Source organism: Streptomyces sp. NPDC006332 (genome assembly GCF_040612855.1).
Lineage (GTDB): Bacteria > Actinomycetota > Actinomycetes > Streptomycetales > Streptomycetaceae > Streptomyces.
On record NZ_JBEXRA010000010.1, the window covers coordinates 1 to 23,334 of the forward strand.

At 70.6% G+C, this 23,334-nt stretch carries 24 protein-coding genes; 12 read left to right on the forward strand and 12 right to left on the reverse strand.

Annotated features, from left to right (window positions below):
• The 5 genes from ABZ027_RS11600 to ABZ027_RS11620 form a co-directional block, all read right to left on the reverse strand.
• Nucleotides 1–755: TerC/Alx family metal homeostasis membrane protein (locus ABZ027_RS11600; RefSeq protein ID WP_356766895.1), on the reverse strand; the 755-nt coding region annotated here is incomplete at its 3' end.
• A 225-nt stretch (nucleotides 756–980) separates the two neighbouring features.
• Nucleotides 981–3,050: a TerD family protein gene (locus ABZ027_RS11605; protein ID WP_356766897.1), complete on the reverse strand. Its 2,070-nt coding sequence runs from the start codon at nucleotides 3,048–3,050 to the stop codon at nucleotides 981–983.
• 53 nt (nucleotides 3,051–3,103) lie between these two features.
• Complete coding sequence (locus ABZ027_RS11610; RefSeq protein ID WP_356767242.1) at nucleotides 3,104–3,670, reverse strand: TerD family protein; 567 nt, start codon at nucleotides 3,668–3,670, stop codon at nucleotides 3,104–3,106.
• A 204-nt stretch (nucleotides 3,671–3,874) separates the two neighbouring features.
• Entirely contained in the window at nucleotides 3,875–6,007 is a 2,133-nt protein-coding gene (gene uvrB / locus ABZ027_RS11615) for an excinuclease ABC subunit UvrB (RefSeq protein ID WP_356766899.1), read from the reverse strand.
• A gap of 107 nt (nucleotides 6,008–6,114) precedes the next feature.
• On the reverse strand, nucleotides 6,115–6,984 hold the full coding sequence (locus ABZ027_RS11620) for an MHYT domain-containing protein (protein WP_356766901.1): 870 nt from the start codon (nucleotides 6,982–6,984) through the stop codon (nucleotides 6,115–6,117).
• A gap of 280 nt (nucleotides 6,985–7,264) precedes the next feature.
• On the opposite strand from ABZ027_RS11620, the gene ABZ027_RS11625 reads away from it, so the two are divergent.
• Together ABZ027_RS11625 and ABZ027_RS11630 are read left to right on the forward strand one after the other, a co-directional pair.
• Nucleotides 7,265–8,140, forward strand: coding sequence for a glycerophosphodiester phosphodiesterase family protein (locus ABZ027_RS11625; protein WP_356766903.1), 876 nt, complete (start codon nucleotides 7,265–7,267; stop codon nucleotides 8,138–8,140).
• Nucleotides 8,141–8,223: 83 nt separating this feature from the next.
• Nucleotides 8,224–8,778 (forward strand): methylated-DNA--[protein]-cysteine S-methyltransferase, encoded by a 555-nt coding sequence (locus ABZ027_RS11630; protein WP_356766905.1) that lies wholly within the window; start codon nucleotides 8,224–8,226, stop codon nucleotides 8,776–8,778.
• A gap of 55 nt (nucleotides 8,779–8,833) precedes the next feature.
• Here ABZ027_RS11630 and ABZ027_RS11635 read toward each other — a convergent pair whose 3' ends face one another.
• On the reverse strand, nucleotides 8,834–9,262 hold the full coding sequence (locus ABZ027_RS11635; RefSeq protein ID WP_356766907.1) for a VOC family protein: 429 nt from the start codon (nucleotides 9,260–9,262) through the stop codon (nucleotides 8,834–8,836).
• A gap of 98 nt (nucleotides 9,263–9,360) precedes the next feature.
• On the opposite strand from ABZ027_RS11635, the gene ABZ027_RS11640 reads away from it, so the two are divergent.
• Together ABZ027_RS11640 and ABZ027_RS11645 are read left to right on the forward strand one after the other, a co-directional pair.
• Nucleotides 9,361–10,269 carry a pseudouridine-5'-phosphate glycosidase gene (locus tag ABZ027_RS11640; protein ID WP_356766909.1) on the forward strand — a complete coding sequence of 303 codons (909 nt, stop codon included), beginning with the start codon at nucleotides 9,361–9,363 and terminating at the stop codon, nucleotides 10,267–10,269.
• A gap of 77 nt (nucleotides 10,270–10,346) precedes the next feature.
• On the forward strand, nucleotides 10,347–11,288 hold the full coding sequence (locus ABZ027_RS11645) for a sugar kinase (protein WP_356767244.1): 942 nt from the start codon (nucleotides 10,347–10,349) through the stop codon (nucleotides 11,286–11,288).
• Here ABZ027_RS11645 and ABZ027_RS11650 read toward each other — a convergent pair.
• Nucleotides 11,285–12,079, reverse strand: a complete 795-nt coding sequence (locus ABZ027_RS11650; RefSeq protein ID WP_356766911.1) for a methyltransferase — start codon at nucleotides 12,077–12,079, stop codon at nucleotides 11,285–11,287. The genes ABZ027_RS11645 and ABZ027_RS11650 overlap by 4 nt on opposite strands.
• A 242-nt stretch (nucleotides 12,080–12,321) precedes the next feature.
• On the opposite strand from ABZ027_RS11650, the gene ABZ027_RS11655 reads away from it, so the two are divergent.
• Nucleotides 12,322–13,449: a magnesium and cobalt transport protein CorA gene (locus ABZ027_RS11655; RefSeq protein WP_356766913.1), complete on the forward strand. Its 1,128-nt coding sequence runs from the start codon at nucleotides 12,322–12,324 to the stop codon at nucleotides 13,447–13,449.
• A gap of 70 nt (nucleotides 13,450–13,519) precedes the next feature.
• Here the strand turns inward: ABZ027_RS11655 and ABZ027_RS11660 are convergent, their stop codons facing one another.
• A complete protein-coding gene (locus ABZ027_RS11660; protein WP_356766915.1) occupies nucleotides 13,520–13,951 on the reverse strand; it encodes a CBS domain-containing protein in 432 nt (143 codons plus the stop codon).
• Nucleotides 13,952–14,072: 121 nt separating this feature from the next.
• On the reverse strand, nucleotides 14,073–14,705 hold the full coding sequence (locus ABZ027_RS11665; RefSeq protein ID WP_356766917.1) for a uridine kinase: 633 nt from the start codon (nucleotides 14,703–14,705) through the stop codon (nucleotides 14,073–14,075).
• A gap of 129 nt (nucleotides 14,706–14,834) precedes the next feature.
• Here ABZ027_RS11665 and ABZ027_RS11670 point away from each other — a divergent pair, with 129 nt between their 5' ends.
• From ABZ027_RS11670 to ABZ027_RS11690, 5 genes are all read left to right on the forward strand, one after another.
• Nucleotides 14,835–15,548: a DUF2293 domain-containing protein gene (locus ABZ027_RS11670; RefSeq protein ID WP_356766919.1), complete on the forward strand. Its 714-nt coding sequence runs from the start codon at nucleotides 14,835–14,837 to the stop codon at nucleotides 15,546–15,548.
• Nucleotides 15,549–15,665: 117 nt separating this feature from the next.
• The gene (locus tag ABZ027_RS11675) at nucleotides 15,666–15,812 is read left to right on the forward strand and encodes a hypothetical protein (protein WP_356766921.1); all 147 of its coding nucleotides are present in this window, start codon (nucleotides 15,666–15,668) and stop codon (nucleotides 15,810–15,812) included.
• Complete coding sequence (locus ABZ027_RS11680) at nucleotides 15,809–16,288, forward strand: anthrone oxygenase family protein (RefSeq protein WP_356766922.1); 480 nt, start codon at nucleotides 15,809–15,811, stop codon at nucleotides 16,286–16,288. Before ABZ027_RS11675 ends, ABZ027_RS11680 begins: the two co-directional genes overlap by 4 nt.
• Before the next feature lie 269 nt (nucleotides 16,289–16,557).
• Nucleotides 16,558–18,045, forward strand: coding sequence for a glutamate synthase subunit beta (locus tag ABZ027_RS11685; RefSeq protein ID WP_356766924.1), 1,488 nt, complete (start codon nucleotides 16,558–16,560; stop codon nucleotides 18,043–18,045).
• Between the two features lie 88 nt (nucleotides 18,046–18,133).
• A complete protein-coding gene (locus tag ABZ027_RS11690; RefSeq protein WP_356766926.1) occupies nucleotides 18,134–19,594 on the forward strand; it encodes a PLP-dependent aminotransferase family protein in 1,461 nt (486 codons plus the stop codon).
• Between the two features lie 116 nt (nucleotides 19,595–19,710).
• Here the strand turns inward: ABZ027_RS11690 and ABZ027_RS11695 are convergent, their stop codons facing one another.
• From ABZ027_RS11695 to ABZ027_RS11705, 3 genes are all read right to left on the reverse strand, one after another.
• On the reverse strand, nucleotides 19,711–20,523 hold the full coding sequence (locus ABZ027_RS11695; protein ID WP_356766928.1) for an SAM-dependent methyltransferase: 813 nt from the start codon (nucleotides 20,521–20,523) through the stop codon (nucleotides 19,711–19,713).
• A gap of 95 nt (nucleotides 20,524–20,618) precedes the next feature.
• Entirely contained in the window at nucleotides 20,619–20,873 is a 255-nt protein-coding gene (locus tag ABZ027_RS11700) for a DUF397 domain-containing protein (protein WP_356766930.1), read from the reverse strand.
• Entirely contained in the window at nucleotides 20,874–21,734 is an 861-nt protein-coding gene (locus tag ABZ027_RS11705; protein WP_356766932.1) for a helix-turn-helix transcriptional regulator, read from the reverse strand. It abuts the gene before it with no gap.
• 252 nt (nucleotides 21,735–21,986) lie between these two features.
• Here ABZ027_RS11705 and ABZ027_RS11710 point away from each other — a divergent pair, with 252 nt between their 5' ends.
• Both ABZ027_RS11710 and ABZ027_RS11715 read left to right on the forward strand, forming a co-directional pair.
• Complete coding sequence (locus tag ABZ027_RS11710) at nucleotides 21,987–22,766, forward strand: ATP-binding protein (RefSeq protein WP_356766934.1); 780 nt, start codon at nucleotides 21,987–21,989, stop codon at nucleotides 22,764–22,766.
• Nucleotides 22,757–23,200 carry a hypothetical protein gene (locus ABZ027_RS11715; protein WP_356766936.1) on the forward strand — a complete coding sequence of 148 codons (444 nt, stop codon included), beginning with the start codon at nucleotides 22,757–22,759 and terminating at the stop codon, nucleotides 23,198–23,200. Before ABZ027_RS11710 ends, ABZ027_RS11715 begins: the two co-directional genes overlap by 10 nt.
• The last annotated feature ends 134 nt before the right edge of the window (nucleotides 23,201–23,334 follow it).

Sequence of the window (23,334 nt, forward strand, 5' to 3'; positions counted from 1 at the left end):
TTTTTCAGCAGCCCGCCGATGAGGAAGTACAGCTGCCTGAGCCCCATCAGGGCGAACGCGTTGGCGGTGAACACGATGTACGGGTCCTGGGTCAGGCCGAAGATCGCGGGGATCGAGTCGAGTGCGAAGAGCACGTCGGTGGTACCGATCGCGAGCATCACGACCAGCATCGGGGTCATGACCCGCTTGCCGTTCTCCACGATCCACAGCTTGGTGCCGTGGTAGCGGTCGGCCACACCGAAGCGGCGCTCGGCGGCCTTGAGCAGCTTGTTCTCCTCGAATTCCTCGTCCTCGTCGTCGGCGCGTGCCTCCTGGATGAGCTTCCAGGCGGTCCAGATCAGGAAGGCACCGAAGATGTAGAAGACCCAGGCGAAGCTGGCGAGGATGGCGGCGCCCGCGGCGATGAAGATCGCCCGCAGGACCAGGGCTATGAGGACGCCGACGAGGAGCACCCGCTGCTGGTACTGCGAGGGCACCGCGAACTTCGCCATGATCAGGACGAAGACGAAGAGGTTGTCGACGCTCAGCGATTTCTCGGTGATGAAGCCGGCGAAGAACTCACCGCCGGCCTGACCCCCGCCGAAGATGAGCAGGCCGAGTCCGAAGATTCCGGCCAGCGCGATCCAGACGATCGTCCAGATTCCCGCTTCCTTGATGGACACGTCGTGCGGTTTGCGGCCGATGAAGAAGTCGACCGCGATCAGGGCTGCGAGGCCCACGATCGTGAGGACCCACAGGGTCAGGGAAACATCCACTTGCGCCTCCGACATACGTAACGGCAGGAACCAGCGTCGTCGCGCTGCCGGAGGTCTCTTCCACCCAGGATGGGCCGACGCCCCGGGATCAGGCCTGATCCGTATTGACGGGAACGCCGCAGTCGACAGGGAGTACTCCCCTCCGTGAGGAAAACGGTACCCCAATCACCAAGGAAAGGTAAAGCGATTGGCAAAAGAAGAGTCAAAATAGCTGGTCAGGCGACTTTACGTGCCCTTGGTGCGGGCGGCGGCCACCTGGTTGAGCACCTGCTGGAGCACCTGGCTGCCGACGGGCACGAGAGCGGGCTCGTACGTCCAGGCGTGTCCGACCCAGGGGTCGGCGAGGTGGTCGTCGGGCACCGGCGTGAGCCGCAGCAGCGAACGCCACAGCGGGTCGAGCAAGGGCCCGTAGGCGGTGGCCTCCTCACGGTCCGCGACCATCATGAGGTGAACGCCGACGGCCGGGCCCTCGTCCGCGAGGTAACGCAGTTGGTTCACCGCTCGGTCGTCAAAACCGTGCGGGAAGTCGTTGACGATCAGCAGTTGCCCGGCGGGGTCGAGGTCGGGCGGGAGCGAGTCGGTGGCGCCGCCGCGCACCGCCATCTGCACCAGGTCGACGCGCTGGGTCAGTCGGGCCAGGACCTGCGCCACCCCCGCCGCTCCGGTCGCGGGCGGCGCGGCGAGGACGCCGGCCCGCACCAGCGGGACGAGCGGCTGCGCACCGGACCCGGCGGGATCGATGACATGCACGGTGAACTCGCCCGCCGGGTGGACCGCGAGCAGCCGGGCCGCGTGCGCCACCGCCGTCTCCATCGCGAGGCGCCTCAGGTCGTGGGTGTCGGTGAAGCCGTCGAACGAGCCCATAGCCCCGCTGTCGATCCACAGGCCACGTTCCAGCGGCAGCCTCACCAGCATCGGAACGCGCAGGTCAGGAGCCTCGGGGAGATGTAGGTCGCCCAGACGCGCCGCCATCGGGATCTCCATCGGCACCCGATAGGCGTGCCACCCGGGGTTGTCCCAGCGCGCGAAGGCCGGCGGCAGCGCGGGCTCGACGACCTCGGCCTCGGCGGTGAGCTGGGCGAGATCCCGGTCCAGGGCGGCCCTGGCCCGGTCGACGAGCTGGGCGTGCTTGGCTTGGGCCGCCTCCCGTGCGGCGTCGCCCTGCCCGCCGATCCGACTGCGCGGATCGGACAGGGCCTGGTCGAGTTCCTGCTCCATCCGCGAGTCGGCGAAGTCGACGGCGCTGCGGTACGCGGCCACGGTACGCGCCAGGTCCTCGAACATGCCCCACACCTGGTTGTAGAGCCGCTCGTCCATCGACCAGCCGGTCGCGTCACCCGCGACCGGCGCCGCGGGCTGCCCGGGCGGGGCGGGGGGCGCTGCGGGCGGGGGCGGGGGCGGCGCCGCGTTCTGCCGACGCGGATGGCTGTAGTCGATCGGAGCGCCCGAGGCGGTGGGACCGGTGGGCTGGGTGTCGGGGACCGGGTCGACGTAGGGGTTCGTTGTTCCGGCCGCGGGTGAGGTGGGCGATGGCGGTGCGCCCTGCGGGACGTACGGCGAGGCGGGGTGCTGCGGTATGCCGGGGGCCGGGCTCCCGTACGGAGGCATCGGCTGCGGTGATACGGGACCGGAGGTGCCCGGAGGCGGCGGTCCGCCCTGGTCCGTGCCGGACGTCGGCGCGGCCGGCTGACGGGAGCGGTCGACATCCGTCGGGCGCGACGGGGCCGGGATCGAGCGGGACAGCCCCTGGGTGACCGCTTCGTTGATACTGCTCGCGAGGTGGTGGGCCTGCGGCAGACCCTGGTCGGTGAGGAGCTCGGCGAGGCCGCCCGCGTATCCCTGACCGACGGCCCGTACCTTCCAGGCGCCCTGCCTGCGGTACAGCTCCACGGCGACCACGGCCGACTCGGCGTCCAGCCCCGTGATCGTGTAGTTGGCGATCTCGGTGCCGTCGAGACCGGTGACCGCGACGAACGGGGCGGCGACGGCACCGAAGCGGAGGGGGCCCCCGGCGCCCGGCGCGGGCAGGGCCAGCAGCACGCTGACCCGGTGCCCGTCCTCCGGCATGGCATCGAGGTCGACGGCGAGACGGTGGTCGGCCGCCGCCTGCCGGGAGACCTCCAGCCCCGGCAGGGTGGGCGCGCCCGGATGGGCCACCCACTCGACCCCATGCACCTTGCCGTGCTCGTCGCCGACGGTGGCTCCCGCCACGACCGGTGTGCCGGCCGAGACCCTGATCTCCAGGCGGACCTGGGAGAGCGGGTGGTTCTGTCCCCGCGCCAGCTCGGCCGTCATCGCCTTCTCCCCCTGCTGTGTCGCTGTGTGGTGTCGGCGCCCCCCCGGCGCGCCTAAAGGTGCGGCAGGATCGCCGGCATCAGGTCCTGGAAGGTGCGGCCGTTGGCCGGGGTACCGAGTGCCGTCATCGTCCAGCCGGGACCCGTGCGGTGCACCTTGGCCATGATCTGGGCCGTGTAGGCGCCACCGCCCGCGAGCGTGTACCGGGCGAGCTCCTGGCCGTTGGTCTCGTCGACCAGACGGCAGAACGCGTTCTGCACTTCCTGGAAGGTCTGGCCCGTGAACGAGTTCACGGTGAAGACGATCTGGTCGATGTGGACCGGCACCCGCGACAGGTCGACCAGGATCGCCTCGTCGTCGCCCCCCTGGCCGACACCGCCGACGAGGTTGTCACCGGTGTGGCGCACCGAGCCGTCGTCGCTCACCAGATGACGGAAGAAGACGACGTCGAGCGGCTGCTTGTCCGCGAACAGCACCGCGGACGCGTCGAGGTCGATTTCCCGGGTGCGGGAGCCGAAGAGGCCGCGCCGGGGGGCTGCCTGCCAGCCGAGGCCCATGCGCACGGCGGTGAGGCTGCCCCCGTCGTTCTTCTGCAGGCTGATGGCCTGACCCTTGGTCAGATTCACGCCGCCGGGCGCGCCGCCCTTGGATACGTCCACCACGCGCTGGTCCCTTCTCGTGTTTCCCCTGTTGCCGCGGTATCCGCGGATGTCCAGAACCCTACGCAGGGACACTGACGGTGACGCACCCTCGTCCGCACTTTGTGTCGGTCTTGCAACACAGCGAGTACGCTCCGCAGGTCCGAGTGCGTCGCCCGGCGTCGGTCAGGCCAGCCCGGCCTCCCGCATCTGACGCAGCTCCTTCTTCATCTCGGAGACCTCGTCGCGCAGTCGGGCCGCGATCTCGAACTGCAGGTCGGCGGCCGCGGCGCGCATGCGCGCGGTCATCTCCTCGATCTGTTCGGCGAGTTCGGCCGCCGGACGGTCGGTCGGAACCGGTTCCTGGCCCTTGGCGGCCTTGGCACCCTTGGCCGCCTTGGTGGCGAGTGCCGGCACCGGCGCCTTGGCACCCTTGCCGTCCTTCGACTTGCGGTAACCGGAGCCGAGCAGCTGCTCGGTGTCGACGTCCTCGCGTGCGATCTGGGCCACGATGTCGTTGATCTTCTTGCGGAGCGGCTGGGGGTCGATGCCCCGCTCCGTGTTGTACGCGACCTGCTTCTCCCGGCGGCGGTTGGTCTCCTCGATGGCCTTCTCCATCGCCGGAGTGATCTTGTCGGCGTACATGTGGACCTGTCCGGAGACATTGCGCGCCGCCCGGCCGATGGTCTGGATGAGGGAGGTTCCGGAGCGCAGGAACCCCTCCTTGTCCGCGTCGAGGATCGCCACCAGGGACACCTCGGGCAGGTCGAGGCCCTCACGCAGGAGGTTGATGCCGACGAGGACGTCGAACTCGCCGGAACGCAACTCACGCAGCAGTTCGACACGGCGCAGGGTGTCGACGTCGCTGTGGAGGTAGCGCACCTGGATGCCGAGTTCCAGGAAGTAGTCGGTGAGGTCCTCGGCCATCTTCTTGGTGAGCGTGGTGACCAGTACACGCTCGTCCTTCTCGACGCGCTCGCGGATCTCGTGCACCAGATCGTCGATCTGGCCCTCGGTCGGCTTGACGACGACCTCCGGGTCGATCAGACCGGTGGGGCGGATGATCTGCTCGACGGTGCCGTCCGCGCGCGAGAGCTCGTACTTGCCCGGGGTCGCGGAGAGATAGACGGTCTGTCCGACGCGCTCCTGGAACTCCTCCCACTTCAGCGGGCGGTTGTCCAGGGCGGAGGGCAGCCGGAAGCCGTGGTCGACGAGGGTGCGCTTGCGGGAGGCGTCGCCCTCGTACATGGCACCGATCTGCGGGACGGTGTTGTGCGACTCGTCGATGACCAGCAGGAAGTCGTCCGGGAAGTAGTCGAGCAGGGTGTTCGGCGGGGATCCGGGCGAGCGGCCGTCGAAGTGCATCGAGTAGTTCTCGACACCGGAGCAGGATCCGATCTGGCGGAGCATCTCCAGGTCGTAGGTCGTACGCATGCGCAGTCGCTGGGCCTCCAGGAGCTTGCCCTGCTTCTCCAGATCGGCCAGCCGCTCCCCCAGCTCCTTCTCGATGTCGTTGGCGGCCCGCTCCAGGCGCTCGGGTCCCGCCACGTAGTGGGAGGCCGGGAAGATGTACAGCTGCTGGTCGTCGCTGATGATCTCGCCGGTGAGCGGGTGGAGGGTGGACAGCGCCTCGATCTCGTCGCCGAACATCTCGATCCGCACGGCGAGTTCCTCGTAGACCGGGAAGATCTCGATGGTGTCGCCGCGGACGCGGAAGGTGCCGCGGGTGAAGGCCAGGTCGTTGCGCGTGTACTGGATGTCCACGAAACGGCGCAGCAGCTGGTCCCGGTCGACCTCGTCGCCGACCCGGAGCGGGACCATGCGGTCCACGTACTCCTGGGGCGTGCCGAGACCGTAGATGCAGGACACCGAGGCGACCACCACGACGTCACGCCGGGTGAGCAGCGAGTTGGTCGCCGAGTGGCGCAGCCGCTCGACCTCCTCGTTGATCGAGGAGTCCTTCTCGATGTAGGTGTCCGACTGCGGAACGTACGCCTCGGGCTGGTAGTAGTCGTAGTACGAGACGAAGTACTCGACGGCGTTGTTCGGCAGCAGCTCGCGGAACTCGTTCGCCAGCTGGGCGGCCAGTGTCTTGTTCGGGGCCATCACCAGGGTGGGGCGCTGGAGCTTCTCGATCATCCACGCCGTGGTGGCGGACTTGCCGGTGCCGGTGGCGCCGAGCAGGACGACGTCCTTCTCACCGCCCTCGATGCGTCGGGCCAGGTCGGCGATGGCCGTTGGCTGGTCGCCGCTGGGTCGGTAGGGGCTGACGACCTCGAAGGGCGCCACCGTGCGTTCGATGTGAGAAACGGGCCGCATGTCATCCACCGTACGACTCGGCACTGACAACGCGGCCCGATCAGCGGTTTTGCGTGGAGACGGGACCAGGACGTGCCGGGGCGACGGTGGTGACGGTGATGACGCCGTCAGCGGTTCTGGGGGGTGCGGGAGGTGTGGTGGTCGCTGTGGCGACGTTCGCGGAGGACGGGGTGGCGGGTGGTGGCGTACGAGACGAGTTCGCTCGCGGGTATGCCCGGCTTGTTCTCCGCGGGTGTCCAGACCGGCTTCCCCATGACCATCAGGGGGTCGAACAGCACCACGACGCCGGCCAGCAGCAGGAAGGCGAGCGGGCCGATCATCATGGGCGCGAGCAGCGAGGCGGGCGAGTCGCCCGAGGTGGGGGCCGCCGTGCCGTGGAGGTGGACGCTGAGGGAGGCCATGCCCGTGTAGTGCATGCCGGTGACGGCGAGCCCCATGATCATGCTCGCGACCACGGTCCACATGAAGCCCTTGACCTGACCGGCCGACCACAGGGCGGCAGTGGCGGCGACCACGGCTATCACCACGGACACGGCGACGGTGACCGTGTTGTACTCCAGGTTGCCTTCGAAGCGCATTCCGGCCATGCCCATGTAGTGCATGGTGGCGATGCCCAGTCCGGTGACGGCGCCCCCGGTCATCAGGGCCGCGCCCCTGGCTCCTCGGTACCCGACGATGAAGATCCCGACGCCGACCATGACGATGGCGACACCCAGGCTCGCGTAGGTGGTGACCCTGTCGTAGTGGATCGGGGCCTGATCGATCTTGAAGCCCATCATCGCGATGAAGTGCATGGTCCAGATTCCGGAGCCGATCGCGGCCGAGCCGAGGGCCAGCCAGCCCAGGCGCCAGGAGTTGCCGACGAGCATGGACCGGGTGGTGCAGCGCAGCCCGAGGGCGCCGCCCAAGCAGGCCATGAGATAGGCCACCAGCGGTGTGACGAGTCCGTAGCTGAATCCGTCGACCGTGCCTTGCATGCGCGGCTGCCCTTCCGCCTTCTTACGTCCCGGAATTTTCCGATGTGCACCCCTTCCCAGGACCACGTGGGTGGTCAGGGCTGAGGCAGAGAGTATGACCCCCACCGGAATGGTCGAACGATTTTCCGGCAAAGAAACACGGCCTTGCCTCAGTTGTGCCGTACCAGTGAGCGGAGTTGGGGCAACCGCGTTCAAGTTGTGGTCATCCTGTACCCGTCCGCCGTTGACCCTCTGCTGTCAGAGTTGTGCTGTACGTGTTCGCTCGTCGCGAGGAGTACGCATGCACGCGCGCGCCATTGCCGCCACGACCACCGCGCTCGTGGGGACCGCGGCCCTCCTGCTTCCGCTCTCCCACGCCCGGGCCGGCGAGGACGGGGGGCGGCCCGCGGTCGTCGCCCACCGGGGCGCCTCCGCCCAGGCGCCGGAAAACACTGTGGTCGCCGTCGACAAGGCGGCGGAGCTGGGCATCGCCTGGGTCGAGAACGACGTCCAGCGCACCCGGGACGGAGAGCTCGTCGTCCTGCACGACGACAGCCTGCAGCGCACCACCGATGCCGAGGAGGTCTTCCCCGGGCGGGCGCCCTGGAAGGTGAAGGACTTCACCGCGGCCGAAGTCGCGCGCCTGGACGCGGGAAGCTGGTTCGCTCCGGCGTACGCGGGCGCGCGCGTGCCGACGCTCCGGCAGTACGTACGTCGTGTGGAGCTGCACCACCAGAAGCTGCTCCTGGAGGTCAAGAATCCGGAGCTGTATCCGGGCATCGAGAAGCAGACCCTGAAGCTCCTGAGCAACGAGGGCTGGCTCGACCAGCGGCATCTCGCGGACCGGCTGATCGTGCAGAGCTTCAGCGCGGACAGCGTGCGGGCCGTCCATCAGCTGAAGCCCGGCGTCAAGACCGGCTTCCTCGGTACACCGTCCGTGGCGGACCTGCCCGCGTACGCCGCCTTCGTCGACCAGATCAACCCGTCGTACGGCTCTGTCTCCCGTGAGTACGTCTCCGCCGTGCACGCCCACACAGGGGCGCACGACAGGCCGCTGGAGGTCTTCACCTGGACCGTCAACGACGCGAGCACCGCCCGGCTGGTCGCGTCGTACGGCGTCGACGGCATCATCAGCAACAAGCCCGACGTGGTGCGCGACGCGCTGCCCGCCGCCTGACCCGGGTGTCGCCCGGGGAGCCGGCGTGGGTGGCATCCGGCGCTCCCCGGGCGTTGTCAGTGGTGGGTCGTACGGTGGGTCGCATGAACAGCCAAGGGCACAACGAGCAGCGGGTCGTGTGGACCGTCGTCGCCACCGACATCGGTCCGCTGCTGCTGGCCGCGACCCGCGACGGCCTGGTCAACGTCGTCTTCCACGCCACGGACCCGGTCCGTGACAAGGCACTCGACCGGCTCGGGTCCCGGCTGGGCGGTGAGCCGGTCGAGGCACCGGACTCCCCGCTGCTGGCGGAGGCGATACGCCAGCTGCGGGCGTACTTCGCGGGCGAGCGGCAGGACTTCGAGCTGGCCCTGGACTGGTCGCTGATCTCCGGCTTCAACCGGCAGGTGCTGCGGGAGCTGGCGTCCGGCGTGCCGTTCGGCACGGTCGTCGGGTACGGCGATCTGGCCGGCCGGGTCGGCCAGCCTGGTGGCGCCCAGGCGGTAGGGGTGGCGATGGGCTCCAATCCGCTGCCGGTCGTGGTGCCCTGTCATCGGGTCGTCGAGAGGGACGGCGGCATCGGCGGTTTCGGGGGCGGGCTGGAGACCAAGCGGAAGCTGCTCGCGCTGGAGGGAGTCCTTCCCGAGCCGCTGTTCTGAGCCTCCAGCCGCCGACGTCGGGCATTCCGGCGTCACCGCGCCGCGCTGCTCCTCGCTAGTCGTAGTGTCGTGCCTCGAAGACGTTGCCGTCGGGGTCGCGGAAGTAGAAGCTGCGGCGGGCCGTTCCGCGGGCGCCGAAGGAGTCGTAGGAGATGTCCGAGACAGGGACCGACCGTTCTTCCAGGCGGGCGCGCAGTGTCTCGAATTCGTCGCCGGGCATGGCCAGGCAGACGTGGTTGACCGGGTGGCCGGCGCTGTCGGCGGCCCCGGGCACCATCTTCATGTGCTCCGCCGTGGAGAGCGGCATGAGATCCAGGATGGTCTCCTCATTGAGCCGTACGGAGGGGAACGGGGCCGCCCCCGCGGCGAAGTCGGTGAGCCTCACGGGTTCCATGCCGAGCGTCTTCTCGTAGAAGTCCGCCGACGCCACCGGGTCGTGCACCCAGAGGACGACGTGGTCGAGTCGTGTCGTATTGGCCGTCATGCGGCCAGGCTGGTGGCGTCCTCCACCGGGCGCAAGTGTTTGACCGGGCGTGCCGCCCGCCAGAGATGAGGGAAGACCGACCGAGAGGAGGCAGACTCGTGGTGCTGGTGCTGTCCGAAGAAGTGCGGGACGCGATCAACGCGCGTCAACCGGTGGTGGCCCTGGAGTCCACGATCATCGCGCACGGTTTGCCGCGTCCGCGGAATATGCAGGTGGCGCTGGAGCTCGAGGACGTGGTGCGGCGGGAGGGTGCGGTTCCCGCGACCATCGCCGTGCTGGACGGGCGGCCCCATGTCGGCCTGGACAAGGAGCAGTTGGAGCGGGTCGCGAACGAGGACGGCATCCGCAAGCTGGGCCACCGGGACCTGCCGCTCGCGGTGGCCTCCGGAGCGAGCGGGGCGACGACGGTGTCGGCGACCGCGCTGCTTGCGGCTCTGGCGGGCGTACGGGTGTTCGCGACGGGTGGGCTCGGCGGGGTGCACCGGGAGTGGACGGTGACCCAGGACGAGTCGGCCGACCTCGGGCTGCTGGCACGCACCCGGATCACGGTGGTGTGCGCCGGCGTGAAGTCGATCCTGGACGTCCCGGCGACCCTGCAGCGGCTGGAGACCCTGGGCGTCGCGGTGGCCGGATACGGCACGAACCGGTTCCCCGGCTTCTACCTGTCCGACTCCGGGCATCCGGTGGAGTGGACGCTGGACACCCCCCGGCAGGTGGCGGACGTCATGAGAGCTCAGGACGCGCTCGACGGCCCCGGGTCGGCACTGATCGTCGCCAATCCGGTGCCCGAGGCGGAGCAACTGGATCCCGACCTGCACGCGCGGGTCCTCGCCGAGGCGCTGCACGCGTGCGGCGAGGAGGGGATCACCGGTCAGGCGGTCACGCCGTTCCTGCTCGACTACCTGGTACGGCACACCGACGGGGCCTCGCTGAGCGCCAATCTGGCGGCGGTGCGCGGAAACGTACGGCTGGCGGGGCGGATCGCGGCGGCCTGGGCAGGCACGTGACCGCGAAGCGTCCCCGGCCCGGTGCGGTCGGCGCGGCGGATCACCGGTCTTCCCGAGCAGTCCGTCCCGAGGGCGCGCTGCTGGTCGCGGGGGACGTCATCACGGACGTCGTCGCCCGGCACCAGGGGCCCCTCACCTCAGGCACGGACACCGTCGCGACGATCCGGACGGTGCCGGGCGGCGCGGGCGCGAACGTGGCGTGCTGGGCCGCTCACCAGGGGCGCTGCGAGGTGCGGCTGGTCGGGCGGGTGGGCGCGGACTCGGCCGCCTGGCACGAGCGGGAACTGGTCGCCTGCGGGGTGCGGCCCGCACTCGTCGTGGATCAGCGGGCTCCGACCGGGACGGTGATCTGCCTCGTCGACGTCGATGCGGCGGCGGAGCGGACCTTCCTCACCGACAGCGGGGCCTCGTTGCGGCTCGCGCCCGAGGACTGGTCGGACACGCTGCTCGACGGGGTCGCACGCCTGCATCTGTCGGGCTATCTGCTGTTCTCCGAACCCAGCCGGGCGCTGGTGACGGTGGCCCTGGCGGCGGCACGCGCGCGAGGGGTGCCGGTGAGCCTGGACCCGGCGTCGGCCGGTTTCCTGGCGGCGTTGGGAGTGGATCGTTTCCTCGCGCTCGTCGAAGGCGTGGACCTGCTGTTGCCCAGCCGGGACGAGGCCTGCCTGCTCACCGGGTTGTCCGATGCGGCGGACGCGGCGGCCGAGCTGAGCCGTCACATCCCGTTGGTGGTCGCCAAGCAGGGAGCGGAGGGGGCGCTGGTGGCCCGGTCGGGCGCCGTCGTCGCCCGGGTTCCCGCCGTAGCGGCGACTCCCCGCGACACCACCGGAGCCGGTGACGCCTTCACCGGCGCCTTCCTGGCGGCTCTACTCGTGGGCGCCACCCCCGAGGAGGCGGCGGCGGAGGGCTGCCGGGCGGGGGCGGTTGCGGTGGAGGGGGTAGGGGGGCGGCCGTCCGAAGTGGGGCGGAGGGACGGCGGGCCACCGGGCCACCGGGCCGAACTTCCGCCCCTCTCCTAGCCCTTGCGCCCCCACGCAGAGATCATCGGGGCGGTGGCGAGGTCCATGGCGCCGGTGGCGACGTTCGCGAGGTGGCGGTCGATGTCCTGGTCCGTGGCGATGCCGGCGGTGACGAGCCGGTCGCGGATCTGGCGGACGGTGGCTGATTCCAGGGCGGCGCAGGCGGGCGAGCTGACCGGGAAGTAGGCATCGGCCTCCACCCCGCGCAGACCGGCCTCGCGAAGCAGCCGCGGAAGCCTGCGCCCGTAGGCGAGATCGGCGCCCCGGTCGGCGAGAAGTTGGCGAAATCCATTCCTCAGCCGGTTCGCGAGTTGCTGCTCGGGGCCGTGCTCGTCGGGGCAGAGCAGCGGCTGGAGGGCAGGGTCGGCGTCCTCGACCAGGAGTCGCCCGCCCGGTCGCAGGGCCTTGATCATCGACCGCAACGCCCTGTCGCGGTCCGGCACATGGACGAGGACCAGCCGGGCGTGCACCAGGTCGAACCCCTCCTCCGGCGGGTCCTCGGCGCCCACGTCGTGCACCCGCACATGCACCGGCTGGCGGGCGGCCGCGGCAACCCGTGAGGTGTCGATGTCGGTCGCCAGGACCCGTCCGGTCGGGCCCACCTTCTTGGCCAGCCAGGACACCACGGAGGTGCCGCCGGCACCGACCTCCCAGCAACGCCAGCCGGGTCCGACGCCGAGGCCCTCGAGGTGTCGGAAGGTCGTGGGGTCGAAGAGCGCGGCGAAGGCGTCGAAACGTTCCCCCGCCTCGGTCTGCCGGTTGTCGAGGAGGTACCGGTCGGTTCGCGTCATACCGCGATCATCCCAGTTGCCCGGCTTGTCCGAAGCGGTTGACGCGACTTGACTCCTACGACGAGATGGCCGCGCTCCTGCGCCGCACGGCCCGTGTCCAGGCACTGAGCCGTTGTCCACAGCAGGGAACCAAGCGGAACGTTCCGCTCCCACAGGCTTACCCGCCACTCACCCCGAGCTGGCAAACTGGCACGCCAGGGCGCGGGAACGCGGTACGGGGAGATCCACGCAAGGAGATCCAGATGTCCATGGCAGGGAATCTGCGGAAGGTCACGAGCTTCGGCAGGGTTGGCGGCCTCCGCAAGGTGGCACGGCTGGCCCGGCGACGTCCTCGCGTCGACCTGAGCCATCCGGCCCGGTCTCCGCTGGGCTCCTCCGTGGTCAACTGCGTGGCTTATCGGGAGGGTGTCCGGATTCCCGCCGGCAGAGATCTCGTCGACGCGGTGGAACGGGTGCGCAAGAATCGCGACGGATTCGTCTGGCTGGGCCTGCACGAGCCGACGGACCAGGAGTTCGCGGGTGTCGCCGAACTCTTCGACCTGCACCCGCTGGCGGTCGAGGACGCCGTCGAGGCGCACCAGCGCCCGAAGCTGGAGCGCTACGGCGAGACGGTGTTCGCGGTGTTCAAGACGGTCTGCTACGTCGAGCACGAGGAGCTCACGGCGACCAGCGAAGTGGTCGACACCGGCGAGATCATGGTGTTCGCCGGCGAGGATTTCGTGATCACGGTGCGCCACGGCCGGCACGGCTCACTGGGGCCGCTGCGCGAGTCGCTGGAGGCGTCTCCCGAGCAGCTCTCCAAAGGCCCCGCCGCGGTGTTGCACGCGATCGCTGACCATGTGGTCGACGACTACCTGCACGTCACCGACTCGGTGCAGGAGGACATCGACCAGGTCGAGATGGCCGTGTTCGCGGAGAACGGCGCCCGGGTGGACGCGGGGCGCATCTACCAGCTCAAGCGGGAGCTCCTGGAGCTCAAGCGGGCCGTCGTGCCGCTCGGGCGTCCGCTCGAGGAGCTCGCCACCCGGCCGATGCGGGTGGTCGCTCCGGAGATACAGGCCTACTTCCGTGACGTCTCCGACCACCTGCTGCGGGCCAAGGAACAGATCGCCGCCTTCGACGAGCTGCTCAACTCCATCCTCCAGGCGCATCTCGCGCAGGTGACGGTCGCGCAGAACGAGGACATGCGGAAGATCACGGCGTGGGCCGCCGTGGTCGCCGTACCGACGATGGTGTGCGGCGTGTACGGCATGAACTTCGAGTACATGCCGGAGCTGCACTGGCGGTACGGCTACGGCCTGATCATCGGCGTGATATCCGTCGCCTGTGTGCTGCTGTACCGGGGTTTCCGGCGCAACGGCTGGATCTGACACCGGAAGGACGGAGTCCCGCAGGGGTCACCCGGTACCCGGTCAATCGAGCATGATCCGGTCAGGTCGGTCAGTGACCGCCTGTCGTCCGGGCGTAGACACTCTCGGCCCAGGACGCGATCTGGTCCTCCGTGAGGTGCTGGGCCAGGTCGGACTCACTGATCATGCCGACCAGGCGCTTGTCGTCGATGACGGGGAGCCGGCGGATCTGGTGCTCCCGCATCTCCTGGAGCACCTCACTGACATCGGCGCTCGCGTCGATCCAGCGGGGTGTCCCCTGGGCCATCTCACCCGCGGTGACCCTGGCCGGGTCGCGGCCGATGGCGACACAGCCGACGACGATGTCGCGGTCGGTGAGGATCCCGCAGAGCCGTTCGTTCTGGTCGCTGATCGGCAGGGCGCCGACATTGAGGTCGCGCATCAGTTGGGCGGCGCGGTCCAGGGTCTCCTGGGCGGGGATCCACTGTGCGCCACGGTGCATGATGTCTCCGGCTGTGGTCATGGAGTACCTCCCGGTGCCGGACGGCCGGCGCGGAGCAAGGGGGCACCGCGAGTCCCGGCATCAACCATTCTCGCGGCGTCCTTCGGGACACGCCCCCGGAGCGGGCCGGAGCCGGCCCTGGTCAGCCGTTCCAGGCCGGGTGGCGTGGGTCGTCGGCACGTACCAGGACATCGGCCGTGCCGGCCGGGTCGGTCTCGTTCTCGTAGCGCTCGAAGGCGGGCAGCTGCCAGTGGTCGGACTCGGGGGTGCGGCGGCGCAGGGCACCCGGGGAGAGAAGTACGTGGACGGTCAGATCGAAGGGGAACCAGTGGTGCAGCAGGAGGGGGCCGTGCAGCAACAGGTGACCGCCTGGCGGGAGTTGGACGTACGGGCTGCGAGTGGCACGGTCGGTGGCGGGGTCCCACAGGTCGGGCAGGACCCGGCCGTCACCGCCGGGTTCGAGGGGACCGAACACCTCGCGCCACAGGGCGCCGCTGTCGAACCAGCCGGTGAAGTAGGCCTCCGGGTCCTGGTGGCCGTATTCCAGGCGGAGGGAGGCGGGGCGCAGGAAGCCCTGTGTCCCGACGACCAGCGAGGCACGGCCGCGCACCCGGAGCGCCCCCGCCACCCGTTCGGCGAGGTCGCCCGGGCGGGCGGCGGGGGCCCCGTCGAAGGCGACGCGCGGCCAGGGGCTGCCGTCGGCCGGCTTCAGGTCGAGCAGTCGTTCGGCGAGCTGGTCGCCGAGCCGGTCCCAGGTGATCGCTTCGAGTCGCACACGGCCCATGATGCGTCAGGTGGTGTTCAGGACGTGTCGTGCCCAGGGGTGCTGCCGCCGCCCCGCCTCGGCGGACCAGGACGGGTGGAGGGCGTAGTTCCAGGGGCTGGAGACGGGAATGAACCCGGTATGGCGCGCCTCGCAACTCCCCCTTCCGGTACCGGATCCCGAACCGGGCCTATCGTCATTCAGCCGCTGCGCAGACGGCACTGCGCGGAGTGCCGGGGCGGACCGTTGTCGCTGCTCGTCGTCGAGGGCGGCACGCCTCGGTGCCTCGACTGCGCCGATCTGGGGCATCTGGTGTTCCTGCCACGGGGCGACACCGCGTTGACGCGCCGGTCCCGGGAGGAGAGCACCTTGGCGGCGGTGGTCGTGCGGTTCAACCGGCGCAAGGGGCGCTACGAGCGCCAGGGCGTCCTCGTCGAGGAGGCGGGGCTCGCCCGGGCCGAGGCGCGGTGCCTCGCCGACGCGGAGGCACGGCGCCGACGCCGGGTGCGGGACGCTGCGCGGCGGGCGGCCGAGGACGTGAAGTTCACGGATGCCTTCGCGGCGGAGATAGGGCGCTTGTTTCCCGGATGTCCACGGGCGCGGGCGATCGCCGAGCACGCCTCGGTGCGGGGCAGCGGCCGGGTGGGGCGGAGTGCGGCGGGGCGGGCGTTGTCCGAGGGAGCGGTGACCTCGGCGGTCGCGGCATCCGTACGGCACGTGGACACGCCCTATGACCAGCTTCTGATGAGCGGGGTGGCGAGACATGAGGCCCGGCGGCGGATCGCGCCGTCGGTGGAGGCGGTACTCAGGCAGTGGCGGGAGGACGAGGGCGGGGTGGAGTCGGCGGCCGGGTGAGCGCCGCGCCACGCCTGTCGTGGGGGAACGAGGTTGGGGGGGGCGTAGGCGTGGAGGTTTTTGGACGGGGACGGTGAGTACGGGACGTTCTGCCTGGACGCTCGCGTATGTTCCCGCGTGGTTCAGGCCTGGCCGGGCGCGTTGTGCGGGGATTCACTGGTGGTGACGGTGGTGACGGCGGTGACGGCAGTGACGTTGGTGGCGGTGGTGGCGGTGGATGCCGGGCGGGGGCTCGGCCGGATGCGGGAGTGGGTGTCGGCGTGATCGATGGGCCGTATTTCGTACTGACCATGCTGGGTGTGCTGGGGGCCGGTGTGGTGGCGGGGGTGTTCTACGGGTTCTCGGCCTTCGTCATGCGGGCGCTGGCTGCGTTGCCGCCCGCCCAGGGTGTCGCCGCGATGAAAGCGATCAACGTGACCGCGGTGCGGCCCGCGTTCATGGTCGTGTTCACCGGGTCGGCCGTGGTGTGCGCGGTGATCGCGGTGGTGACGTTCGTCTTGTGGCCGGACGGGGGGACGGTCGAGTTGCTGGTGGGCAGCGCGTTGTACCTGTTCGGGGTGTTCGGGGTGACCGTCGTGGCGAACGTGCCGCGCAACAACGCGCTGGCGCAGCTGGACCCTGGCACCCGGGAGGCGGCCGCGTACTGGCCGACGTATGTGCGCGAGTGGACGATGTGGAACCACGTCCGCGCGGTCGCCTCAGCAGCCGCGGCGGTGATGTACCTGCTGGCACTGACCTGAGCGGGGGCTGGGTCCCAGCTGAGCATGAACCTGTCCCAGCCTGCGAGAAGGCGCCGTCCAGCGCTCTGCGCGGGTGACCTACGGGACGTATCGTGGCCGAAAGACGTACCGGGAGAGGCGCCGACGAACCGAACCCCGTGTACCGGTGGATGTACCGGGCTAGGTATCCAGGAGAGCGCCGAAAGAGTGCCGCCCGATGACGCACGGCCACGTCGGACGCGCATGTGTAGGACGCGAAGGTGTCGCACGCGCAGGCAAGGAACACGGCCATGGCCGACCCCAAGGGATTCATGACCACGCCCCGCCAGGACTGGCCGCGCCGGCCGGTCGAGGAGCGGGTCCGGGACTGGGAGGAGGTGTATGTCCCCGGAGCGTTGCTGCCCATCATCAGCAAGCAGGCGGACCGCTGCATGGACTGCGGTGTCCCGTTCTGCCACGACGCCTGTCCGCTCGGCAACCTGATCCCCGAGTGGAACGACCTCGTCTCCCGGGACGACTGGCGGGCCGCCTCGGACCGGCTGCACGCCACCAACAACTTCCCTGAGTTCACCGGCCGGTTGTGCCCGGCCCCCTGTGAGGCGGGCTGTGTGCTGGCGATCAACCAGCCCGCGGTCACGATCAAGAACGTCGAGGTCGCCATCGCCGACCGGGCCTGGGAACTCGGGCTCACTCCGCCGCGTCCGCCGGAGCGGCTGTCCGGGCGGACGGTCGCGGTGATCGGCTCGGGTCCCGCCGGCCTCGCCGCGGCACAGCAGCTGACCCGCGCGGGGCACACGGTCGCCGTGTACGAGAAGGACGACCGGATCGGCGGGCTGATGCGGTACGGCATCCCCGAGTTCAAGATGGAGAAGCGGCATCTGGAGCGGCGCGTCGAGCAGATGCGGGCCGAGGGCACCAAGTTCCGTACGTCCACCGCGGTCGGGCGGGACATCGGCGCCGCGGAGCTGCGTGCGCGCTACGACGCCGTGGTGATCGCCACCGGCGCGACAGCCTGGCGTGAACTCGATGTCCCTGGGCGGGAGTTGGCCGGTGTGCGACAGGCCATGGAGTACCTGCCACTGGCCAACCGGGTGCGCGAGGGGGATCTGGAGGTCTCGCCGATGTCCGCCGCCGGGCAGCACGTCGTCATCGTCGGCGGCGGGGACACGGGCGCCGACTGCCTGGGTACGGCGGTGCGGGAAGGGGCCGCGTCCGTGACCCAGTTGGACATCTATGCCCAGCCCGGCGCCGAGCGCGACGAGGACGCGGAGCCCTGGCCGACGTATCCGAAGCTCTACCGGCTGTCGGCCGCGCACGAGGAGGCGCGGGAACTGCGGACGGCGCCGGCGGCGGACGCCGACGCGCGGCTGTTCGCGGCGTCCACGCTCCGCTTCACCGGGGACGCCGACGGACATGTGCGGTCGCTGCACCTCGTGGAGGTGGACGCGCGGCGACGGCCGGTGCCGGACAGCGGACGCAGCCTCCCCGCCGACCTCGTGCTGCTCGCGCTCGGTTTCTCGGGGCCGGACCTCAAGGACGGGCTCGTACGTCAGTTGGGGCTGGACCTGGATGCGCGCGGGACTGTCGCGCGGGACGCCGGGTTCGCCACGAACGTCCCCGGTGTGTTCGCCGCGGGGGACGCCGCGCGGGGGCAGTCGTTGATCGTGTGGGCGATAGCGGAGGGGCGGGCGGTGGCGGCGGCCGTCGACCACCATCTGACGGGCACGTCGCGCCTGCCGGCACCGATCGGTCCGTATGACCGCCCCATGGCCGTTTAGCGGTACGGCCCGGTACAGAAGATGCGAGGGGTGCGTCAGCGGCGCTCGTCCGTCCTGGCCGCGTTGACCGTCTGTAGGGTGCGTTTCCATGGATGAACCGTGGGTCGATTCCGCGGAGCGGATCGGTGCCGACCTGCATCTGGAGCTGTCCGGCCCGGGCGGCCGGCGGGCCGCGCTCACCGCGGCGCTGCGTGAGGCGGTACGCAGCGGGCGACTCGCCCCCGACACCCGGCTGCCGCCGTACCGTTCACTCGCCGCCGACCTCGGGGTCGCCCGCAACACGGTGGCCGACGCCTACGCGGAGCTGGTCGCGGAGGGCTGGCTGATCGCTCGGCAGGGCTCGGGCACCCGGGTGGCGAAGCGGGCCGAGCCGCTGGGGCACACCGTACGAGTGCCTCGCCAGGGGCCTGCCCGTGCGCGTGGCCCCCGGCATGATCTGCGCCAGGGCACCCCGGACGCGTCGGCGTTCCCGCGCGCGGCCTGGCTCACCTCCTACCGGCGGGCTCTCCAGCAGGCGCCCAGCGAGGTGTTCGGGCCCGGCGACCCTGCCGGCCGCGTCGAGTTGCGGGAGGCGCTCACGGAGTACCTGTCACGCGCGCGTGGTGTGCGCACCGAGCCGGGCCGGATCGTGATCTGCTCCGGTTTCGCGCACGCGCTGCGGCTGCTGTTCGGCCAGGACCGGGGCGGCGGGGGCGACGTGCTGCGCGGCCCGCTGGCGGTGGAGGCGTACGGGCTGGGCTTCCACCGGACGCTGCTCCGGGACGCCGGGGTGCGGACCGTGCCGCTCCCCCTCGACGAACACGGCGCGCGGATCGACGGTCTGCGGGACGAGCGGGCGGTACTGCTCACGCCCGCACACCAGTTCCCGACGGGCGGACCGCTGGATCCCGAACGTCGGGCCGCGGTGGTCGACTGGGCACGCGCCCGCGGGGCGGTGATCCTGGAGGACGACTACGACGGCGAGTTCCGCTACGACCGCAAGCCGGTCGGTGCCGTCCAGGGCCTCGATCCGGAACGTGTGATCTTCATCGGCTCGGTCAGCAAGAGCCTGTCGCCCGCGGTGCGGCTGGGGTGGATGGTGCTGCCGGAGCGATACGTCGACGACGTGCTCGCGGCCAAGGGGGAGCGCGAGGCCTGGGCGAGCGTTCTCGACCAGTTGAGCCTCGCCGACTTCCTGGCCTGCGGCTCCTACGACCGTCATGTGCGGCGCATGCGTCAGCGGTACCGCGCCCGCCGGGACCGGCTGGTCGCGGCGCTCGCCACGCACGCGCCGCATGTCGAGGTCACGGGTATCGCGGCCGGCCTGCACGCGGTGCTCAGGCTGCCGCCGGGTACCGAGCAGTCCGTGGTGAAGGCGGCCGCCTGGCAGGGCGTCGCCCTGGACGGGCTCGCCGAGTTCCGGCACCCGGACACCGACATGGCTGCGAGCGACGGCCTGGTCGTGGGGTACGCGACGCCCGCGGAGCACGCTTACGCGGCGGCGCTGGACGCGCTGTGCGGCACGTTGCCGCCGGTCGCGGTGCCCGGGGCGGATCCTGCGGGCGGATGAGCCAGGGTTTGCGCAGGGGTACGAGCGGCCGGTGACCCCTCGTACGGGCGCACGCGGCGCACGCCACGGGGCGGCGCCACATGACGCTCAAGGCTTCCGTGCCACCGCCCCGTAGCTCAGAGCTTGCGTGCCACAGCCCCGTACCCGGGAATGACCCCGTCGTCCTGACCCGGGACAGGGTCACCCAGCTCGGGGTGCCACAGCTGCGGCACCTCCACGCCGGGTTCGACGAGTTCCAGGCCGTCGAAGAAGCGGGCGAACTCCTCGCGGGAGCGCAGCGCCAAGGTGACGCCGGCCGCTTTCAGCTTCTCGGTGGCCGCCTTCGACTCCTCGGGTGTGAAGTCGGCCGTCGCGTGGCTGACCACCAGGTAGCTGCCCGAGGGCAGCTCGGACAGCAGCCGCGCCACCAACTCGTGGGCGCCGTCCTCGTCGGAGACGAAGTGCAGCAGCGCGATGAGTGAGAGCGCGACCGGCCGGCCGAAGTCCAGGACCTTCCGGGCGCCTTCGAGGACGGCGTCCGGGTCCCGCACGTCGGCCTGCAGGTACTCGGTCGCCCCCTGGTCCGTGCCGCGCAGCAGTGCCGCCGCGTGGGCGAGCACGATCGGATCGTTGTCGCAGTAGACGACCCGCGCGTCGGGGGCGATCCGCTGGGCGACCTGGTGGAGGTTCGGTTCGGTCGGGATACCGGTGCCGACGTCCAGGAACTGTCGGACGCCGTGCTGGGCGAGCCAGCGCGTGGCCCGGTGCATGAAGGCCCGGTTGACCCGCGCCATCACCGGCACCCTCGGGTCGAGGGCCAGCATCTGCCGTCCCATCGCCTCGTCGACGGGGTAGTTGTCCTTGCCGCCGAGATACCAGTCGTACATCCGCGCGGGATGCGGTCTGCTGGTGTCGATCTGGGCGGCGCCCAGGGGCTCCTGACCGGTCATGAGGCACTCCGTAAGACGCAATGGGTGTTCAATTCAGCACCAATAGCAAAGAAGTTCAGCGAGATAGCGCAATCAGTCGATAGGACGGCAACCAGTCAGGAGAGGAGGAAGTCGGCCACCCCCGCCTTGGCGCCCTCGATGAAGGCGGTCATCTCGTCCGTGGTGTAGATCAGCGCGGGGCCGTCCGGGTCGGTGGACTGACGGACGGCGATCCGGCCGTCGGCGAGCTTCATCGCCTCCAGGCAGTTGCCGCCGTTGCCGCCGCTCCAGGGCTTGTGCCAGCCCTCGCTGCCCAACTCCCGCGCGGGCATGCCGTTGTAGACCCGTCGGCGCGGCTTGATGCGATCCATTCACAGCTCCTTGCGGAGATCCCGGAGGATCTCCTTCGTGCGATGTGCAGTAGCGGCCTGCGCCGCCATGCGGTCCATGACCTCGAGGTGGGTCGCCACCTCGGCGCGCGCGTCCAGATAGACCGCGCCGGTCAGGTACTCGCTGTAGACCATGTCCGGGAGTTCCGGCACGGCGAATCGGAAGAGCACGAAGGGGCCGTACGTGCCCGGGTGCGGCCCGTTCGCGAACGGGGCGACCTGCAGGGTGACGTTGGGCAGCTTCGTCGCGTCGAGCAGCTTGTCGATCTGGGCCCGCATCACCTCCGGGGTGCCGACACGGCGGCGCAGCACCGTCTCGTCCATCACGACCCACAGTCGGGGGGCGTCCTGGCGGGTGAGCAGTTCCTGGCGTCGCATGCGCAGGTCGACATGGCGCTCGATGTCGTCGGGGCTGGTCTGCCCGATGGCGCCCGACCTCAGGACGCCCCGCGCGTAGTCCTCGGTCTGCAGCAGGCCGGGGACGAAGTGCGGCTCGTACTGCCGGATGAGGGCGGCTGCCCCCTCCAGGCTCACGTGCATCGAGAACCAGCCGGGCAGGACGTCGTGGAACCGCTGCCACCAGCCGGGTTTGTTGGCGTCCTCCGCGAGTTGGACGAACGCGTCGGCCTCGAGGTCGGAGATGCCGTAGGCCTTCAGGAGCAGTTGGAGGTACGGGATCTTGAGCCCTACCTCGGCCATCTCCATCCGGCGGACCGTGGCGGGGGCGACCCGGAGTATGCGGGCGGCTTCCTCACGCCTGAGCCCCGCGCGCTCCCGCAGGTCCAGAAGACGCCGACCGAGGACGACCTGGCCGACCGTAGGCGCGGACCGCGGCTCGCTCACCCTGCACCTCCACAAAGTCCCTGATCAGACGGCCCTTTGGGAGCGGGCCGGTCACCGCGGCAACTGACAGCCCTGCGGCGCCGTTCGACGACCTGAACGAAGTTCTGTACGGCTACGTACCGATCTACGTCGATCCCAACTGGCGCCGCTCGACGTGCTGTTGCCAGCAGTGTGCCACGGCCCCTCGCCCCGTCACGCAGCACTCTGCATTTTTCAGAGTGACACTTGCCAAGTGTTCATGGCGGGGCGATAGTGGCAAGCGTGATTCCGCCCGCGCCCTTAGGAACAGACGCCGCCGCAGGCCGCCCCCTCGGCCTTGGTGCTGATGGCGTTCCCCCCGCTCGGACCCGTTGGGGAGCGAGCGAGGCAGGGGGACCCGAGTGGTTCGCGGCGAGCGAGGGAGCGGGCCCAGAGCGGTCCGCCGCCGAGCGCCGGTTCCGGTTCGAGCTGGCCGCCCATCCGGGTTCTCCGGCACAGGCCAGACGTCTGACCATGGCCCGGCTGACCGGCTGGTCGGTGTGTGCGGACACCTGCGACTCGGCGGCCCTGGTGGTCACCGAGCTGGTCACCAACGCCATCGTGCACACCGCGAGCCGCCGGGTGATCTGCGAGCTGCACGACGGTGAGGATCTGGTGCGGATAGCCGTACGTGACGAGGGGTGCGCGCCCGGTGAGCCACACCCCTCGGCGCAGCGGCCCGACGAGGAGCACGGGAGGGGTCTGCTTCTCGTCGACGCCCTCTGTCACGCCTGGGGAGCCCAGGAGCACGGCCCCGGCCTGCTGGTCTGGGCGGAACTTGCTCGCCAGGACGACATGTCTCGCGGGGACTCCGGTCCCCGCAACGACCTGGGTTGGGGCGCCCGCCCGAAGCCGGGCCCGTCCGGCAGCCCGGGCAGCGCCGCCACGGCGGGGGCCGGTCTCGGCGTGGATCCGCGGGTGGACGTGGAGCCACGTCACGGCACCGCGCCCGAGATCGAGACCGGTGGCACGGCGGGAGTTCGGCAGCACAAGACGGGGGTCGAATGGGCATAGGGGCGGGGGCCGGCTGCGGCCCGGTACTGAGCCTGGACACGCTGGTCCGCCTCGGACGCGGACCGCGCACCCCGGGAACGACCCGGCGACTGTCCGTGCCCGAGGGCATGACAGCTCCGCTGGGCTGTGACGCCGTGGTGGTGCCCGCGCGGTTCGGGCCCTGGCTGATGCCGCGGCTGCCGCGGGTCGGGTGTGTCTACGCCGACGAGGCGCACTGGTGGTGGATCGTTCCTTCAGACTCCGACTTCGCCCTGGAGTGGCCCGCCCCGGCTCAGTACGCCACCGGTGCGGTAGTACCGGACACTCCGGCAGCTCCGGGCCTGATCCACCGGCCGGAGGGGACCATTCCGTACACCCCGCCGATACCGCTGTATCTGGCCCTGTGCCGACTGACGGGCACGACGCCGACGTGGTCGCGACCGGTCAGCGCGTAGGGCCCCTCCAAGACCTTCGTCGCCAGACCCCCGCCCCCTCCCTCCCCCATTCCCTCCCTTTCCCCTGCGCACCTCTCCCCTCCTCTCGTCCCACCTCGCTCCCCCTCGCCCAGGCGTGCGCTTGCGCCTCGCTC